The organism is Paeniglutamicibacter cryotolerans (genome assembly GCF_014190875.1).
Classification (GTDB): Bacteria; Actinomycetota; Actinomycetes; order Actinomycetales; family Micrococcaceae; genus Paeniglutamicibacter; species Paeniglutamicibacter cryotolerans.
This window is the reverse complement of sequence record NZ_JACHVS010000001.1, coordinates 2,519,680-2,535,295: the sequence shown is the minus strand read 5'-3', so window position 1 is coordinate 2,535,295 and position 15,616 is coordinate 2,519,680. Positions and strand designations below refer to the sequence as shown.

Sequence of the window (15,616 nt, the reverse complement as noted above, 5' to 3'; positions counted from 1 at the left end):
TAGCCGGGGTGGACTACAGGCCGCTGGCCAGGAGTTCTTCGAGGCGGGTGAGGAAGGCCGTGGTTTCCGGCTCGGTACCCGCCGTGACGCGCAGGTGCCCGGGGATTCCGACGTCGCGGATGATGACTCCGGCTTCGAGCAGTCCGGACCAGATCGCCTGCGGGTCCTTCAACCCGCCGAAGAACACGAAGTTCGAATCGCTGGATGCCGGCTTGAGTCCCATCCGGGTCAGTTCATCCACGATCCGATCCCGCTGGCCCTTGATGGCCTCAACGTTGGCCAGCAGCGCGCCAACGTGCTTCAGCGCGGCGTTGGCCGTCGCCTGGGTGACGGCGGAGAGGTGGTAGGGCAGGCGGACCAGGCGCAGCGCGTCAGTGACCTCCGGAGCGGCGGCAAGGTAGCCAAGGCGTGCCCCTGCCAGCGCGAAGGCCTTGCTCATGGTGCGCGAGACGATCAGCCTTTCGCGGCCCGGCAGCAGGGTCAGCGCCGAGGCGGTGCCGTTGTGGGCAAACTCGGCGTAGGCCTCATCGACGATGACCACGGTGTTGCTGGCCATGCCGGCAGCGTAGACGGCCTCGACCACATCAAGGCGCAGGGCGGTGCCCGTGGGATTGTTCGGAGAGCAAAGGAAGACGATATCAGGACCCACCTCTCGCACCTGGCGGGCCGCTTCAGCGGCGCTGAGCTGGAAATCGGCCTCGCGGATGCCGGCGACGTAGGTGGTGTCGGTCCCGCTGGCCAGCAGCGGGTACATCGAATAGGTGGGGGGGAACCCCATCACCGTGCGGCCGGGACCACCAAAGGCCTGCAGGATCTGCTGCAGCACCTCGTTGGAGCCGTTGCCGGCCCAGATGTTCTCGGCAGTCAGTCCGTGCCCGAGATACCCGGCGAGGCGGGTACGCAGCTCGGTGAATTCACGGTCCGGATAGCGGTTAAGGCCGGTTGCCGCAACAGCCACCTCGATGCCGATGGCTTCGAGCACCTCCGCCGGAAGCGGATGGGTGTTCTCATTGACGTTCAACTGAATCGGAACATCTATTTGCGGTGCCCCATAGGGCGCAAGGCCTTTGAGGTTATCGCGCAGGGGAAGGTTTGACAGTCGTTCAAGCCGCTCGTTCACGCTTCAAGTTTAGTCCGTTTGGGACTTTGGCCCCGAATCACGCGATCTGCGGGCGGTAACATTCGATTCGGGCCTTCGCTTTCGCGCGGCCCGGAACCCTATCGCTGGACTGGGATATTGATGATCTGGCCCGGCTGCAGGGCTTTGCCACGGAGGTTGTTGAGCTCGATGATCTCCTTGATCACGGTTCGGCGATCGGCATTAGGCGCGAATTCCGCGGCAAGGCCCCAGAGGCTGTCCCCTGCCAGCACTGCCACCTCGGTGCTCTCTACGCCCGCGGATTCCCGGTCGGCTGCCATGACCGGAGCCGTGAAGATCCCGGCGACCAGCAGAAGTGCCGTGGTCACCAACATGACCGGCAATCCGATCAGGACGAACCGGCCGCGGCGGGTCAACCGCAATGGGGGCAGGTCCCGCAGGATTGCCCTTTCCGCCCGGTCCAAACGGTCGGCAAGTGTTGCCGCTTCTGCTGCGGCGCTGATGTAAATAGGGGCCGATAGTGCCATGTCTGCCATGATCTCGCCTTTCCTGCCTCGTCGTTTCGACGTCTGGCTAGTAGGGATCGAACAATCACTCGGTTCGAAAGTATATTTCGAACATCTCTTCGATGTTCGCATTTCATTTGTAGCATTCATCACCGACACGTGTCCAGACAGGTTCGAACAAATCTTTGAAAGATGGGTTCGGTTCAACTAGCATGGAGTCAGCGGAAGGTTGGAATCATTTCAACAGTCCCCTCCGACAAAATGGGACAACCCGGGCAACCGGCAACGATCGGGATGAGGCAGAAAATGAGCACGGAACAGCGAACGCCACGGCGCGACGCCAAGAGCCTGACGATCAGGCAGAAGAAGGTTCTGGAAACCATCCAGCGTGCCGTCACCGACAACGGATACCCGCCCTCGATGCGGGAAATCGGCGATTCGGTGGGGCTTGCCAGCCTCTCGAGCGTGACCCACCAGCTCAGCCAGCTGGAGAAACTCGGTTATATCCGGCGCGATCCCCGACGCCCCCGTGCGATGGAAATCCTGTTGCCGCTGCAGCTCAAGGAAGCACATACGTTGGACGTCTCGCCCAACCAGCCGCACCTGAAAGCGGCAAACGGCATGGCAGTCACCGAACTGTCGACCTCGGCGGATACCGCCATGGTCCCGCTGGTCGGCCGCATCGCGGCTGGCGGCCCGATCTTGGCCGACCAGTCAGTCGAAGACGTCTTCGCCCTTCCACGGCAGCTGGTGGGCCACGGTGAGCTCTTCATGCTGAAGGTCAGCGGTGACTCGATGGTCGACGCCGCCATCTGCGACGGGGACTGGGTCGTGGTCCGCCGCCAGCAGACAGCCGCCAACGGGGACATCGTTGCGGCGCTACTCGACGAGGAAGCCACGGTAAAAACGTTCCGCCAACGCGACGGCCACACTTGGCTACTGCCGCAGAACAGCCGTTACGAACCGATCCTTGGCGACAAGGCAACCGTCATGGGCAAGGTCGTTTCGGTGATGCGCTCGATCTAGGAGTACCTCGCGGCACATTGTCCCGAAAATGACGATGGCGTGGCATCAACCCCACCGGGGGAAGATGCCACGCCTTCGTCGTTTCTTGCCTAGGCCGCCGGTGTTCCGGCCAAGCGCTTGAGCGCGCCCAGCACGGTGGCCTTGTCCTGGGTCTTCCACATCGGCGGCAGCGAGGAACGCAGGAACGAACCGTAGCGTTCGGTGGCCAGCCGGGGATCCAGCACCGCCACCACTCCCCTGTCGTCCATGGCACGGATCAGCCGGCCGGCACCCTGGGCCAGGCGCACCGCGGCGAATGTCGCGGCAACGGCCATGAAGCCGTTTCCGCCATGGCGGGCGATGTCCCGGCTCCGCGCCGAGGACAACGGGTCGTCCGGACGCGGGAACGGGATCTTGTCGATGATCACCAGCCGACACGAGGGCCCGGGAACGTCAACGCCCTGCCAAAGCGTCATCGTTCCGAACAGGCAGGTATCGCGTTCGGCCGAGAACTGGTCGACCAGCGACTTCATGCTTGAGTCTCCCTGGCAGAGGATGTCGTATTCCAGTCGCGGGCGTAGTGCCTCGGCAGCCTCCTCGGCGGCCCTGCGCGAGGTGAACAGGGCAAGCGCCCCGCCCCCGGAGGCCCGGATCAGGTCCTCGATCTCATCGAGCAGCTCCGGCGCCATCTGCCGTCCGGGCTTGGGCAGGTGCCCCGCAACGTAGAGCATGCCCTGCTGGGCGTAGTTGAACGGGCTGCCCACATCGATCCCCGACCATTCGGGCGCAGACTCCCCGAGCAGGCCCAGTGCCCCGGCAACCGGTTCGAAGGCCGAGCCAATGGCCAGTGTCGCCGATGTCAGCACGACGGTGCGCCCGTCGAAGAGTCCCTCACGCAAGCGCCCGGCCACCGAGAGCGGAGCGACGTTCAGTGTCGGCTGGGTGGTTTCATCAGGCTGGACATAGCCCTGTCCGGGGGTGAACTGTCCTGGCCGCGAGGCCCACACGACCTCGCGCGCATCCTGGGCCTCGAGCAAGCGGCTGGCCTGCTCGACGAGATAGGTCAGCTGCGAGCGTGCCATCTGGCGTCCGCCATCGACGGCGTTGTTCGGCTCCGGTTTGGAATCGGAGAGCGCCACTCGTGCGGCCTCGCCAACCTGCTGGATGGCGGCCGACTGCTCCTCATTGAGCCCCTGCGGCAGCAGGCCGGTGGGGACGCCCTCCAGGGACCGGGCCAGGGCCTTGGCCGCCTGGTTGAGCGGTTCGACGGCCACGGCGCAGTTCTTTCGGGCCGCCGAAGCCGCCGTCTGCACCAGTGAGACGGACAGCGGGCGGGTCACTGAGCTGGTCACCCGGTCCTGCAGCTCGTGGGCCTCGTCGATGATGACGGTGTCGAAGTCTGGAAGCACTGCAAGGCCCTCGAAAGCCGAGACAGCGAGCATCGCATGGTTGGTGATCACCACGTCGGCGTCGGCCGCCTGAGCGCGGGCCAATTCGCTGAAGCACTCGGCCGCCATCGGGCACTTCTGTGCGCCTAGGCAGTCCATGGCGCTGACCGAGACCTGGCGCCAGGCCCGGTCACTGACCCCAGGGGTCAGGTCGTCCCGGTCCCCGCTGTCGGTGTATTCGGCCCACTCGCGCACGCGCACGATCTCCTGGCCGAGCGCCGAACCGGGCCCGTCTCCTCCGGGAAGGCGCATCGGGGCCTCATCGGTGAGCGAGAACAGCGCGCCCTCGTCCTCGTCCGGGTAGCCGCCACCGAGCTTGTACTTGCACACGTAGTTCGCCCGGCCTTTGACCAGCGAGACCTTCATCGGCCGGGGCAGCTCGTTCTTGAGCGTCTCCAACAGCCGCGGCACGTCCCGGCCCACGATCTGGGCCTGCAGCGCGAGTGTCGCGGTGGAGATAATCACCGGTTTTTCCGACTCCAACGCATGCGCCAGCGCTGGAATCAGATAGGCCATCGACTTGCCCGTGCCGGTGCCGGCCTGGACCAGCAGGTGCTTGCCGCTTTCGAGCGACTGCACGACCTGGCGGGTCATTTCATGCTGGCCCGGGCGGGATTGCCCGCCCATGGCGGCAACTGCGGTGTCGAGTAATTCGATGACCTTGGTTTCATCAGCCATTAATGTTGAACTGCTCCAATTCCGAGGCCAATCCCTCGCGTACCTTGACGATGAACCGCGTACCGGTTTCCAGGTGTTCGGTGAGCAGGATTTCCGCGGCGGTGCTGTGCAGCCGGTTCACCATCTCCCCGCGGTCATACGGAATCAACAATTCTAGCTGGATATCGGGGCGCGGGATGGCCTCGCTGATCCGCTCCAACAGCTCCGCGATGCCCTCGCCGGTGCGTGCCGAGACCACCACGTGGTTGGCTTCGCGTTGGCGCAGCCGCTCGACCACAAACGGATCAGCCGCATCGGCCTTGTTCAGCACGATAATTTCCGGAATCCCCAGGGCATCGATCTCACCAAGGACCTCGCGAACGGCATGGATCTGCCCTTCCGGATCCGGGTGCGAGACATCAACCACATGCAGGATCAGATCGGAGTCGGAGAGCTCCTCCAGCGTGGAGCGGAAAGCCTCGACGAGCTGCGTCGGCAACGAGCGCACGAACCCGACGGTGTCGGCCAGGGTGTAGCCCAGCCCGTCGGAGGTCTCGGTCTTGCGGACGGTGGGGTCCAACGTCGCGAACAGCGCGTTCTCCACCAGCACCCCGGCATCGGTGAGCCAGTTCAGCAACGATGACTTCCCGGCGTTGGTGTAGCCGGCGATGGCGACAGAAGGGACAGCGTTGCGCTTGCGGCTCAGCCGCTTCGTCTCGCGGGCCGGCTTCATGGCCTTGATTTCCTTCTTCAGCTTCGCCATCCGGTCGCGGATCCGCCGGCGGTCCAGCTCGATCTTGGTCTCACCCGGACCACGCGAACCGATGCCGCCACCGGCGGCACCGACCCGGCCGCCGGCCTGGCGGGACATCGAATCGCCCCAGCCACGCAGTCGCGGCAAGAGGTATTCGAGCTGGGCCAGTTCGACCTGGGCCTTACCCTCGCGGCTTTGGGCATGCTGGGCGAAGATGTCCAAGATCAGCGCAGTGCGGTCGATGACCTTGACCCGCACGATGTCTTCCAGCGCACGCCGCTGCGAAGGGGCCAGCTCGGAGTCGATGACCACGGTATCCGCGCCCGTCGCCTCGACGATATCGCGCAGCTCTTGGGCCTTGCCCTTGCCCAGGAAGGTTGCCGGGTCGGGCTTCGAACGACGCTGGACGAGCCCGTCCAGCACCTCGGAACCGGCTGTCTCGGCCAAGGCGGAGAGTTCAAGCAGCGAGTTCTCAGCATCCTGAGAGGTGCCCTCGGTCCAGATCCCCGCCAGGACCACGCGTTCGAGTCGCAGCTGGCGGTTCTCGACCTCGGTGACATCCTCCAGCTCGGTGGAGTGGCTCGCCGATACGCGACCCAGAGCACGGCGTTCGGCCAGATCTTCCTGGGCCCCGTCGAAGACCGAGTGCCCGTGGGATGATCGGTCAAGCGCTTGCGCTTGCCCGCCCGAAAGCAGTCCGGCGTCCGGCACCACCGCGGTGGCTTCCTGCGCCGCCCTATCGTTGGCCAGGATCCTCTGGATGACGGCCTGGATTTCGGCCTCGTCACCGTTGTGGTCCTGTGGGTCTGGTTGCTGTGAGCTGGTCATGTTCTCCTTCGTCTGCCGCTGTCTTCCAGAATAGTGCCCGCCACCGCCATCGGAGCCCTCGGTGAAGGGATTGCCTGTCTGTGAATGCATGGGGTCCTGCCTGGGATGCGTCGAATCACCGGGTTCCGCTTGAGAAGGGCCGGGTGCGGGTGCGGGTGCGGGAAAAGTGCCGGGGTCGCGGCCGTCATAGCTGAGCGCAGGGCGGGCCTGTCGCCGGGGCGCCAGCACCCCAAGGATCCTCGGCGCGCTGGCGCTTGGCTTCCGGAGCGGCGGGTTGGGGAGGTGCCGAAGCGGCCCGGTCCACCGGTGCGGGGACTAGATGTAAGTCATAGGGAAAACTCTATCACTTCCCGGATTGGGATCCCCGGCCGCCAGCGGCACTGCGACGAATAGGGATGTGCGCGAAATCCGGTTAATCTGTCTGAATGAGCCAGGAGCATTATTTCAGCACGCAACAGTCAACCCCGGAGAAGCGAAAGACCATTCAGGTCTCTCTCGGGGGTGCCACCCGCAAGGTCCAGACCTCCGGCGGGATCTTCAGCCCGGACCGCTTAGACAAGGGAACTGCCATCCTGCTGGGCGGAGTCCCCGCCCCCTCGCCGGCCGGGAATCTCTTGGACCTCGGCTGCGGCTGGGGGCCGGTGGCCTTGAGCATGGCCATCGCCTCACCCGATGCCACGGTCCATGCCGTCGACGTCAACGAACGCAGCATCGCCCTGACCCGCGACAACGCAGCCTCGCTGCGCCTGGGCAATGTCCGGGCCGGCATGCCGGAGTCCGTGGACCCCGCGATTGAATTCGATACCATCTGGTCCAACCCGCCCATCCGCGTGGGCAAGGAGGCACTGCATGAACTCTTGATGCTGTGGCTTCCGCGGCTGGCACCGGGCGGCAACGCCTGGCTCGTGGTGCAGAAGAACCTGGGTGCCGATTCCCTGCAGAAGTGGATCATCGGCCAGCTCCCCTCCGACTGGTCCGTCGATCGCGTTTCCACGGACAACGCCTTCCGAATCCTCAAGGTCCAGCGCCCCGGAGCCTGAGCCCCTAGGCCAGCACGCCGCGGCCCGTCATCACTGCGGGGCCGCTGAGTTCGACCTGCTCGTCGCCCGCCGAGTCCACGGTAAAGCGAACCTTGACCACTCCGCCGGGCACGGCAACATTCCATTCGCCGATACCCGCGTCCCCGGCCCAGTGCCGGGTCGCCAATGCCGCGGCACATGCGCCGGTGCCGCAGGACAGCGTCTCGCCCACGCCGCGCTCATGCACGCGCATGCTGATCTCCCCGATGCCGTCGTGGACCAGGGGCTCGGCCCGCAACACAAACTCCACATTGGTTCCCGCCGCGGGCAGGGGATCCACCCGGGGGGAACGGACCAGGCCGAGCCCGGCCAACTGCCCGGCGGTGGCCACGGTCACGACGGTATGCGGGTTGCCCATGTCGATGCTGAGGCCCGGGAGCGGAGCCTTAAGCCCCTCGGCATCGACCACCGAGTCCCGGTCGTTCGCCAGTGCCTCGGCAGGGAATGCGAAGGCCCACGGCCCCATGCCCACCGCGTATCCGTTCACGGACCGGGTGACCGTCTTGATCCCGGCACGGGTTGCGATACTCAGGCTGGCGCCGGCGGGCAGCTCCACGAACCCCTCGGTAACCAGGAAATGCACGAAAGCGCGAACGCCGTTGCCGCACATTTCCGACAACGACCCGTCGGCATTGCGGTAGTCCATGAACCAGTAGGCGCTCGGATCACCGAGCAGCAGGTCGCGTCCCTCCTCGATCGCCGAGGAGGGCACCGCCCTGATCAGCCCGTCTCCCCCGACGCCCCGGTGCCTGTCGCAAATTGCCGCGACCTGCTCGGGGCTCGGGTCGAAGTCGTTCCGGGGATCAGCGAGGAGCACGAAGTCGTTTCCGGTGGCGTGGGCCTTGGCAAAGGCCAAACCGGAAAGCCCGGAGAGGACCTCCACTGGGTCGATCGTGGACACTTGGCCGCGCAGCACTGCTTTGTTCATGGATTAAGCCTACGATGCACGGTCGGCCACAGCGGCACAGGCGATTTGCATCAGCCCCGTGCCGATGCTTGTTCGCGCACCACGGCCAGCGCCCGGGCAACCAGGCCGTCACTTGCCGCATCCAGCCAGTGCACCCGCGGATCGGCACGGAACCAGGTCAGTTGCCGGCGGGCGAATTGGCGGGTGGCGATGACCGTCTGCTCGACGGCGGTCTTTTCATCGAGAGTTCCGTCGATCAAACCCAGGAACTGGGAATAGCCGATTGCGCGTCCGGCCGTCTTCCCCTCTCGCAGGCCCCGCCCGGCCAGTTCCCGCACCTCATCGGCGAGCCCCTTGGCGACCATCCCGTGGACCCTGGCCTCCAACCGTCCGTGAAGTTGCTTGCGCTCCAGGTCCAAGCCCAGCTGCACGGTGTGCTGCACGTAGTCGCGCTGCGGCATGTAGGCGCTGAACGGCCTGCCGCTAATCTCGTACACCTCCAGCGCCCTGACCACGCGTCGATCATCGAGGTTGCGCTCGGCCGAGGCCGGGTCGACCTCACGCAGGCGGTTGAGCAGTGGGCCGATGCCCTCCGCCGCAGCACGGGCCTCGAGCGAGGCGCGCACAACCGGGTCGGTGGGCGGGAAATGAAGCGCGTCCAGCGCCGCGCGCACATAGAGCCCGGAGCCTCCGACCAGAATCGGCACGGACCCCTTGGCGCGGATCAGCTCGAAGGTCTCGCGGGCACGGAGCTGGAAGTCCGCCACCGAGGCCTCCTCACGCACGTCCATGATGTCGAGCAGGTGGTGCTCGATGCCCCCGCGTTCGGCCGGGGGCAGCTTGGCCGTACCAATGTCCATGCCACGGTAGAACTGCAGCGCGTCGGCATTGACGATCTCCCCGCCCAGCTCGCGGGCCAACGCTATGGATAGGTCTGATTTTCCCGTGCCGGTGGGGCCGACGACGGCGATCAGCGGAATCGTTTCCATGCTAACCGCGCACCGGCAGCGCCGGCATGCCCAGCAACACGCCACCTTTCGTGCCGACGCTACCCTGTCCCGGAACCCCGCAGGAATCGGCCTGCGCCCTGTCCCAGGCGTCGCCCGCCCGCGAGCGACGCAGTTCGTAATCCTGAGCCCCGGTCGGATCCGCGACCAAGTGGAAGGCCGCCGCCTCGGTGATGGTCACGGTGACCAGGTCTCCGGGTCGAGGCGTATCCGCGCCCTCGGGGACCGAGAAGTGCACCAGCCGCTGGTCTTTGGAACGGCCCGAGAGCCGGTGCGTTTCGGAGGACTTCCGGCCGGCGTGGGCCGTGACAAGAACCTCCACCCGGGCACCGAGCTTCTTCGCGTTTTCCTCGGCACAGATCCTGTCCTGCAGCGCAGTAAGCCGCTCGAAGCGTTCCTGCACGACAGCCTTGGGAAGTTGCTCCTCAAGTTCGGCCGCCGGGGTGCCGGGGCGCTTCGAGTACTGGAAGGTGAAGGCCGTGGCGAAGCGGGAGCGTTCAACCACGTCCAGTGTCGCCTGGAAATCCTGCTCGGTTTCACCGGGGAAGCCAACAATGATATCCGTGCTGATCGCGGCATCGGGAATCTGTTCGCGCACCTTATCCAGAATGCCGAGGAACTTCTTCGAGCGGTATGAGCGGCGCATGTCCTTGAGCACCTTGTCCGATCCGGACTGCAGTGGCATGTGAAGCTGCGGCATGACGTTCGGTGTCTGTGCCATGGCCTCGATGACATCGTCCGTGAAGGCAGCCGGGTGGGGGCTGGTGAAGCGCACCCGTTCCAGGCCCTCGATTTTCCCGCAGGCGCGCAGCAGCTTTCCGAAGGCGAGGCGGTCCCCGAATTCGACTCCATAGGAATTCACGTTCTGGCCGAGGAGAGTGACCTCGATGGCCCCGTCGGAGACAAGCGCCTCGATTTCGGCCAGGATCTCACCGGGGCGGCGGTCCCGTTCCTTGCCACGCAGTGAGGGGACGATGCAGAAGGTACAGGTGTTGTTGCAGCCCACGGAGATGGAGACCCAGCCGGAATGCACCGATTCGCGTTTGGTGGGCAGGGTGGAGGGAAAGACCTCCAAGGATTCGAGGATCTCCAATTGTGCCTCGTTGTTGTGCCGGGCACGTTCCAGCAAGGCAGGCAGGGCACCAACATTGTGGGTCCCAAAGACGGCGTCGACCCAGGGGGCCTTTCTCAGGATGGTCTCTCGGTCCTTCTGCGCAAGGCAGCCGCCGACGGCAATTTGCATGCCCGGGCGGGCTTCCTTGACCTTGGCCAACAGGCCCAGGTTCCCGTAGAGCTTGTTGTCCGCGTTCTCCCGCACTGCGCAGGTGTTGAAGACCACGACGTCGGCAATCGGTTCCCTCTCGTCTTTGGCTACCAGTCCGGCGGCCTCAAGCAGCCCGGAGAGCCGCTCGGAGTCGTGGACGTTCATTTGGCAACCATAGGTCCGCACCTCGTAGGTGCGGGGGCTGGCGTTGGTTTGCTTCTCGGAGGCTGGGCTGGGATGAGTCACCTTTCAAGGTTACCCAATCACGGGTCAGGACCCGGTCTTCCTAGTACTGTGCGGAATACGTTTCGTCCCAGGCCTCGCCGACGATCCTGAACGCCAGCCCGGGGCCGTATCCCTTGCGGCACAGCATCCCCACGAGCCGTCGCACTTCCCTCTCGCGGTCCGCGCCCATGGAGGGAGAGCGCAGCTTCTTGTCCACCAGCTCCCTGGCCGTTTGCGCCTCATCCTCGTCGGTAAGCTGCTCCAGCGCTTCCTCAGCCTGCTCGTCGTCGATCCCCTTTTGGCGCAGCTCGCGGCGGATCGCGCTGCGGGCCAGTCCGCGGCTGCGGGCTCGTCCACGAACCCAGGCGTCGGCAAAAGCCGTATCGTCGACCAGGTTCACTTCCTCGAAACGGTCAAGGACCTGCTCGGCGATATCCTCGGGGATCTCCTTTTCGGCGAGCTTCCTGCGCAGCTGGTCCCGGCTCTTGGCAGATGCCGTGAGCTGACGCAGCACGATGTCCCGGGCCTGGGACGCGGGGTCGATTTCGGACTGGGGCGTCCTGCGGCGTTCCACTGTTTCGGCGCTCGTCTCCCCGCCGGTCTTGCGCCTCTGGCCACCCGCCGGCCCGGAACCAAACCCGGAGGTGCGGGCCCGCTTCTTCCCTGACGGATGGCCGCCGGTGCCCCGCGGTGCCCACTCCGGTGCAGAAGTCGGCTCCAGCGGCTGGGCTTGGTGAGCTTCGGGAGTATCGGCCCAGCCGGGAATTTGATCAGGTGAGCCCCAGCTGTCGTCCCCGGTGGCGGGAAACGCCGAAAGCGGCCAACCGGCACCCTGCGGGGTGTCGGTTGGCCGCTTCGGAGCGTGCAATTCGTTCAAGGAATCAGGAGTCCGTACCCACGACGCGCAGCGAGTCATCGCCCTCGTCAATGATCCCGGAGTTCGGACCAATGCCCAGCTTGTCCTTGATCTGGCGTTCCAGCTCGTCGGTCAGATCCGGGTTGTCGCGCAGGAACTTACGCGCATTTTCCTTGCCCTGGCCCAGCTGGTCTCCGTCGTAGGTGAACCAGGCGCCGGACTTCTTCACGAAGCCGTGCTCGACACCCATGTCGATCAGGCCACCCTCACGGGAAATGCCCTGGCCGTAGATGATGTCGAATTCGGCCTGCTTGAAGGGCGGGGCCATCTTGTTCTTGACGATCTTGGCACGGGTGCGGTTACCGACGGCGTTGGTGCCTTCCTTCAGCGTTTCGATGCGGCGGACATCGATGCGGATCGACGCGTAGAACTTCAGCGCCTTGCCGCCGGTCGTAGTCTCCGGACTGCCGAAGAACACGCCGATCTTTTCACGCAGCTGGTTGATGAAGATCGCCGTGGTCTTGGTCTGGGCCAGGCGGCCGGTGATCTTACGCAGGGCCTGGCTCATCAGGCGCGCCTGCAGGCCGACGTGGCTATCGCCCATGTCGCCTTCGATTTCGGCACGAGGTACCAGTGCGGCAACGGAGTCGATCACGACGATGTCGATGGAGCCCGAGCCCACCAGCATGTCCATGATTTCCAGGGCCTGCTCGCCGGTATCCGGCTGGGAGACCAGCAGCGCGTCGGTATCGACGCCCAGCTTCTTGGCATATTCCGGATCAAGCGCGTGCTCGGCATCGATGAACGCAGCAATGCCGCCCAGCTTCTGCGCGTTAGCCACCGCGTGCAGCGCCACGGTCGTCTTACCCGAGGATTCCGGTCCGTAGATTTCGACGACGCGGCCTCGCGGCAGTCCACCGATGCCCAGGGCGAGGTCCAGCGCAACCGAGCCGGTGGGAATCACGGCAGTCGGGACGATGGCCTTGTCACCCAGACGCATGACCGAACCCTTGCCGAACTGCTTATCGATTTGGGCGAGCGCCGCTTCCAGGGCCTTCTCGCGGTCGTTTGCTGCAGCCATCATTCACCTCGGTTGTTTGGAGCCTTGCGGCCGTTATTCATTCTTCCCTGAAGGTTATGCCAGCACTCCGACATTTTGCCGGGCCCAGAGGCACCTTGTGGAAAACCGGAGTCGAAACTCCGCGAACTCTTAGTGACGAGAATACACCCTTACGAACAGATCTTCGAATATGCTCGGGTGTTTCTTCGTATATTCATTCCTTCAACGGCAGATCTCGACCCAAACGCCGCTCCATTGGCACGTCCTGCATTTCGCAGACCTCGAGCCAAATCGCCTTAGGACGGATGCCGCGCCTCAGCGCCGCCTCAGCGGTGTCGCCGCCGAGCTTGGTCAGGGCGAGGCTCGAGGCCAGCACCCGGGCATAGCCTGGGCCGAATTCGTCTTCCATGAGCCGCCAGAATTCACTATTTCGCACAGCTCAATTCTTCCATGCCCAGCAGGCGGCAACTGCAACAACCAACAACTCGCGCTATGCCCTTGGCGATACGCCTCCGAGCCCACCCCCGGCGCATAAGCTTTAACCATGAATGAACTACGCCACCCGGCACCCCCGGCTGATCGAAACGACGACATCGGCGTACTGGAAGACCAGCTGAGCCTCCTCTGGCGCCAGTCGCGCTCCAACGCGCACCAGATAGCCCGCCGCGTCCACCCCGACATCGAACCGGGAGCCTACGGCCTCTTGGCAACCCTGCAGCGGTGCGGCCAACTGCGGCTGACCGAACTCGCCACCGAGATCGGAGTCGGGAAGCCCTCGTTGAGCCGCCAGATCAGCATGCTGGAAAAGCTGGGCGTGGTGTCCAAAACGGCCGATCCATCGGACGGCCGCGCCCAGGCCCTCTCGCTGACACCTTCGGGACTCGACAAGCTCACCGCCGCCCAGGGCGCCCGGCGGGAGATCTTCCACGGGATCCTCGAGGAATGGGACGACTCCGAGTTGGCAGACCTCGGCCGCCTGCTGACCAAACTCAACGAATCCTATCGCGGCCACCGGGACCAGCAGGCCTAGGGGAGCAGCCTCGGGTAGATGCGAAAACGGCCACCTGCGCAGATCAAGACATCTGCGAGGTGGCCGTTTTCCACGGGAACCGGACACCGGCCGGTTCCCCGTCGGGGGGGGTAGGTATATGCCTAGTGGCTCGGCGCCATGCGGCTCGCTAGCGAGGCCGGCAGCTCAACGGGGATGTCACCGGCGAATTCGCTGGCCAGTTCCACCGGAACCGTGTCGGGAATGATGATTCCCTCGGCGATGGCGACGCGGTCGCTGACTTCGCGGAGCATGATGGAAATCGGGATCTCCAAGGCTGAGCAGATCGAGGAGAGCAACTCGGAGGATGCCTCCTTCTGGCCGCGCTCGACCTCTGAGAGATACCCGAGGGAAACGCGGGCGCTGTGTGAAACCTCGCGCAGCGTACGACCCTGGCGCTGGCGGACGTCTCGCAAGACGTCGCCAATCTCGTGTCGAAGGACTACCATTTTGCGCTCCTCCTGCTCGCGTCGGACCTCGTTCGCCAGACCCACATCGCGCCACCGGACCACACCGTTTACCGATACGGGTTGCTTGACCATGTGCATTGTCTTTGTTTCTCCGGTCCATGTGCCTTGTGGGGCGGTTGGTGCGGGCCGCTTTTTGTGCCCGTCTACTTCTTCAACTCACGGGGTTTCAATTTTGTTCCCGCAGAACCACCCTAACCACAGCCGACCCCGAATTGCCACACGGAGATGCTATTTAGGGCAAACTCACTGGAAGTGCATTGAATTGTCACTGAATGTGACCTAACCCTCAAGGTGGTCCGCGAGAATTCGCAACGCCTCGTCACATGCTTGATTCCGGATCGAGACGCGGTCGCCGGCGAAATGGAATTCAGTGAACCCGCTGCCCGCCGCGTCGGCGTAACCCACGAACACCGTGCCGACGGGCTTGCCATCGTGGGGGCTCGGGCCGGCGGCCCCCGTGGTGGAAACCGCCACCACGGCACCGCAGGCGCTCAGCGCCCCGACGGCCATCTGCCGTGCCACCTCGCCATCCACCGAACCGGCTCGATCGAGCAGGTCCGCGTCGACGCCCAGCAGCCGTTCCTTGACCTCGTTCGCATAAGAGATCACTCCCCCACGCAGGACGGCGGAGGCCCCCGGGACGTCGGCGATACGTGCCGCCACCAACCCGGCGGTCAACGACTCGGCTGTTGCCACGCTCAGTGCGTGCGCACCAGCAGCCTCCACGATCCGCTGTGCAGGATCTACTGGCCGCGCCGCGTTCACCGGGGAGCCCACCATGCTAGTTTCCCGTGCCCTTGCGTTTGGTCAGCGTGCGCGATCGCAGCGCCAGCGCCTTGACGACGTAGTCTGCTCCGGTAACCAGCGTGGCCGCCAAGGCAATGAGCATCACGATAAATGCCACGCCACCCAGCCACGGCACCGTCTGGGACCAGGGCAGCAGGTAGAGCAGGATGGCGATGGCCTGCAGCACCGTCTTGAGCTTGCCGCCGCGCGATGCGGCCATCACCCCGTACCTGATCACGGCGAAGCGCAGGGCCGTGATGCCCCATTCGCGGACCAGGATGAGAATGGTGATCCACCAGGGCAGCTCGCCTATCCAGGAGAGCACTACGAGCGCTGAGCCGGTCAGCAACTTGTCCGCAATCGGGTCAGCTATCTTGCCGAAGCTGGTGATCAGATTCCGGCTGCGGGCCAGGTCCCCGTCGAGCTTGTCGGTATAGATGGCCAGCGCGAACAGCCCGAAGGCCACCCAGCGCAACCAGCCGTACTCCTGCCCGTCTGCCAGCAACGCCCAGACGAAGAACGGCACCATGATGATGCGCAGCGTCGTGAGCACATTGGCGATATTGAGGTTCGGCACGGGCGCTTGGCCGGGAGCCGGGGTTTGATCAGTCACCTGA

16 protein-coding genes are annotated in these 15,616 nt (G+C 64.8%); 3 read left to right on the top strand and 13 right to left on the bottom strand.

What is annotated here, in order from left to right; translation table 11 throughout:
* Positions 1–13: 13 nt before the first annotated feature.
* Both E9229_RS11655 and E9229_RS11650 read right to left on the bottom strand, forming a co-directional pair.
* Positions 14–1,120 (bottom strand): histidinol-phosphate transaminase, encoded by a 1,107-nt coding sequence (locus tag E9229_RS11655; protein ID WP_183511410.1) that lies wholly within the window; start codon positions 1,118–1,120, stop codon positions 14–16.
* 98 nt (positions 1,121–1,218) lie between these two features.
* On the bottom strand, positions 1,219–1,635 hold the full coding sequence (locus E9229_RS11650; RefSeq protein WP_246380477.1) for a LysM peptidoglycan-binding domain-containing protein: 417 nt from the start codon (positions 1,633–1,635) through the stop codon (positions 1,219–1,221).
* A gap of 276 nt (positions 1,636–1,911) precedes the next feature.
* Between E9229_RS11650 and lexA the strand changes: the two genes are divergently transcribed.
* Complete coding sequence (lexA, locus tag E9229_RS11645; protein WP_183511408.1) at positions 1,912–2,631, top strand: transcriptional repressor LexA; 720 nt, start codon at positions 1,912–1,914, stop codon at positions 2,629–2,631.
* Between the two features lie 89 nt (positions 2,632–2,720).
* On the opposite strand, the gene E9229_RS11640 is transcribed toward lexA, so the two are convergent.
* Together E9229_RS11640 and hflX are read right to left on the bottom strand one after the other, a co-directional pair.
* Positions 2,721–4,736 carry an ATP-dependent DNA helicase gene (locus E9229_RS11640; protein WP_183511407.1) on the bottom strand — a complete coding sequence of 672 codons (2,016 nt, stop codon included), beginning with the start codon at positions 4,734–4,736 and terminating at the stop codon, positions 2,721–2,723.
* On the bottom strand, positions 4,729–6,297 hold the full coding sequence (gene hflX, locus E9229_RS11635) for a GTPase HflX (RefSeq protein WP_183511405.1): 1,569 nt from the start codon (positions 6,295–6,297) through the stop codon (positions 4,729–4,731). The genes E9229_RS11640 and hflX overlap by 8 nt, the downstream gene beginning before the upstream one ends.
* Before the next feature lie 425 nt (positions 6,298–6,722).
* Between hflX and E9229_RS11630 the strand changes: the two genes are divergently transcribed.
* A complete protein-coding gene (locus tag E9229_RS11630) occupies positions 6,723–7,337 on the top strand; it encodes a class I SAM-dependent methyltransferase (RefSeq protein WP_183511404.1) in 615 nt (204 codons plus the stop codon).
* 4 nt (positions 7,338–7,341) lie between these two features.
* Here the strand turns inward: E9229_RS11630 and dapF are convergent, their stop codons facing one another.
* The 6 genes from dapF to E9229_RS11600 form a co-directional block, all read right to left on the bottom strand.
* The gene (gene dapF / locus E9229_RS11625) at positions 7,342–8,304 is read right to left on the bottom strand and encodes a diaminopimelate epimerase (protein ID WP_183511402.1); all 963 of its coding nucleotides are present in this window, start codon (positions 8,302–8,304) and stop codon (positions 7,342–7,344) included.
* Between the two features lie 50 nt (positions 8,305–8,354).
* A complete protein-coding gene (gene miaA / locus E9229_RS11620) occupies positions 8,355–9,272 on the bottom strand; it encodes a tRNA (adenosine(37)-N6)-dimethylallyltransferase MiaA (RefSeq protein ID WP_183511399.1) in 918 nt (305 codons plus the stop codon).
* 1 nt (position 9,273) lies between these two features.
* A complete protein-coding gene (miaB, locus tag E9229_RS11615; protein WP_183511398.1) occupies positions 9,274–10,800 on the bottom strand; it encodes a tRNA (N6-isopentenyl adenosine(37)-C2)-methylthiotransferase MiaB in 1,527 nt (508 codons plus the stop codon).
* A 40-nt stretch (positions 10,801–10,840) separates the two neighbouring features.
* Entirely contained in the window at positions 10,841–11,656 is an 816-nt protein-coding gene (locus tag E9229_RS11610) for a regulatory protein RecX (protein ID WP_246380476.1), read from the bottom strand.
* A gap of 4 nt (positions 11,657–11,660) precedes the next feature.
* Positions 11,661–12,716: a recombinase RecA gene (gene recA / locus E9229_RS11605; RefSeq protein WP_183511394.1), complete on the bottom strand. Its 1,056-nt coding sequence runs from the start codon at positions 12,714–12,716 to the stop codon at positions 11,661–11,663.
* A 193-nt stretch (positions 12,717–12,909) separates the two neighbouring features.
* Positions 12,910–13,131 (bottom strand): DUF3046 domain-containing protein, encoded by a 222-nt coding sequence (locus tag E9229_RS11600; protein WP_183511392.1) that lies wholly within the window; start codon positions 13,129–13,131, stop codon positions 12,910–12,912.
* A 108-nt stretch (positions 13,132–13,239) separates the two neighbouring features.
* Between E9229_RS11600 and E9229_RS11595 the strand changes: the two genes are divergently transcribed.
* Entirely contained in the window at positions 13,240–13,725 is a 486-nt protein-coding gene (locus E9229_RS11595) for a MarR family winged helix-turn-helix transcriptional regulator (protein WP_183511391.1), read from the top strand.
* 122 nt (positions 13,726–13,847) lie between these two features.
* On the opposite strand, the gene E9229_RS11590 is transcribed toward E9229_RS11595, so the two are convergent.
* The 3 genes from E9229_RS11590 to pgsA all read right to left on the bottom strand — a co-directional run bounded on the left by E9229_RS11590 (position 13,848) and on the right by pgsA (position 15,612).
* Positions 13,848–14,285 carry a helix-turn-helix domain-containing protein gene (locus tag E9229_RS11590; RefSeq protein ID WP_183511390.1) on the bottom strand — a complete coding sequence of 146 codons (438 nt, stop codon included), beginning with the start codon at positions 14,283–14,285 and terminating at the stop codon, positions 13,848–13,850.
* 207 nt (positions 14,286–14,492) lie between these two features.
* The gene (locus E9229_RS11585; protein ID WP_183511388.1) at positions 14,493–14,993 is read right to left on the bottom strand and encodes a CinA family protein; all 501 of its coding nucleotides are present in this window, start codon (positions 14,991–14,993) and stop codon (positions 14,493–14,495) included.
* A 1-nt stretch (position 14,994) separates the two neighbouring features.
* On the bottom strand, positions 14,995–15,612 hold the full coding sequence (gene pgsA / locus E9229_RS11580; protein WP_183511386.1) for a CDP-diacylglycerol--glycerol-3-phosphate 3-phosphatidyltransferase: 618 nt from the start codon (positions 15,610–15,612) through the stop codon (positions 14,995–14,997).
* Between the last annotated feature and the right edge of the window lie 4 nt (positions 15,613–15,616).

What these genes read in the sequence shown, in the direction of transcription:
- lexA (WP_183511408.1), top strand. Translation starts at nt 1,912, where the DNA reads ATGAGCACGGAACAGCGAACGCCACGGCGCGACGCCAAGAGCCTGACG.
- E9229_RS11595 (WP_183511391.1), top strand. Translation starts at nt 13,240, where the DNA reads ATGAATGAACTACGCCACCCGGCACCCCCGGCTGATCGAAACGACGAC.
- E9229_RS11630 (WP_183511404.1), top strand. Translation starts at nt 6,723, where the DNA reads ATGAGCCAGGAGCATTATTTCAGCACGCAACAGTCAACCCCGGAGAAG.
- E9229_RS11640 (WP_183511407.1), bottom strand. Translation starts at nt 4,736, where the DNA reads ATGGCTGATGAAACCAAGGTCATCGAATTACTCGACACCGCAGTTGCC.
- miaA (WP_183511399.1), bottom strand. Translation starts at nt 9,272, where the DNA reads ATGGAAACGATTCCGCTGATCGCCGTCGTCGGCCCCACCGGCACGGGA.
- recA (WP_183511394.1), bottom strand. Translation starts at nt 12,716, where the DNA reads ATGGCTGCAGCAAACGACCGCGAGAAGGCCCTGGAAGCGGCGCTCGCC.
- dapF (WP_183511402.1), bottom strand. Translation starts at nt 8,304, where the DNA reads ATGAACAAAGCAGTGCTGCGCGGCCAAGTGTCCACGATCGACCCAGTG.
- E9229_RS11585 (WP_183511388.1), bottom strand. Translation starts at nt 14,993, where the DNA reads ATGGTGGGCTCCCCGGTGAACGCGGCGCGGCCAGTAGATCCTGCACAG.
- E9229_RS11650 (WP_246380477.1), bottom strand. Translation starts at nt 1,635, where the DNA reads ATGGCAGACATGGCACTATCGGCCCCTATTTACATCAGCGCCGCAGCA.
- hflX (WP_183511405.1), bottom strand. Translation starts at nt 6,297, where the DNA reads ATGACCAGCTCACAGCAACCAGACCCACAGGACCACAACGGTGACGAG.
- E9229_RS11590 (WP_183511390.1), bottom strand. Translation starts at nt 14,285, where the DNA reads ATGGTCAAGCAACCCGTATCGGTAAACGGTGTGGTCCGGTGGCGCGAT.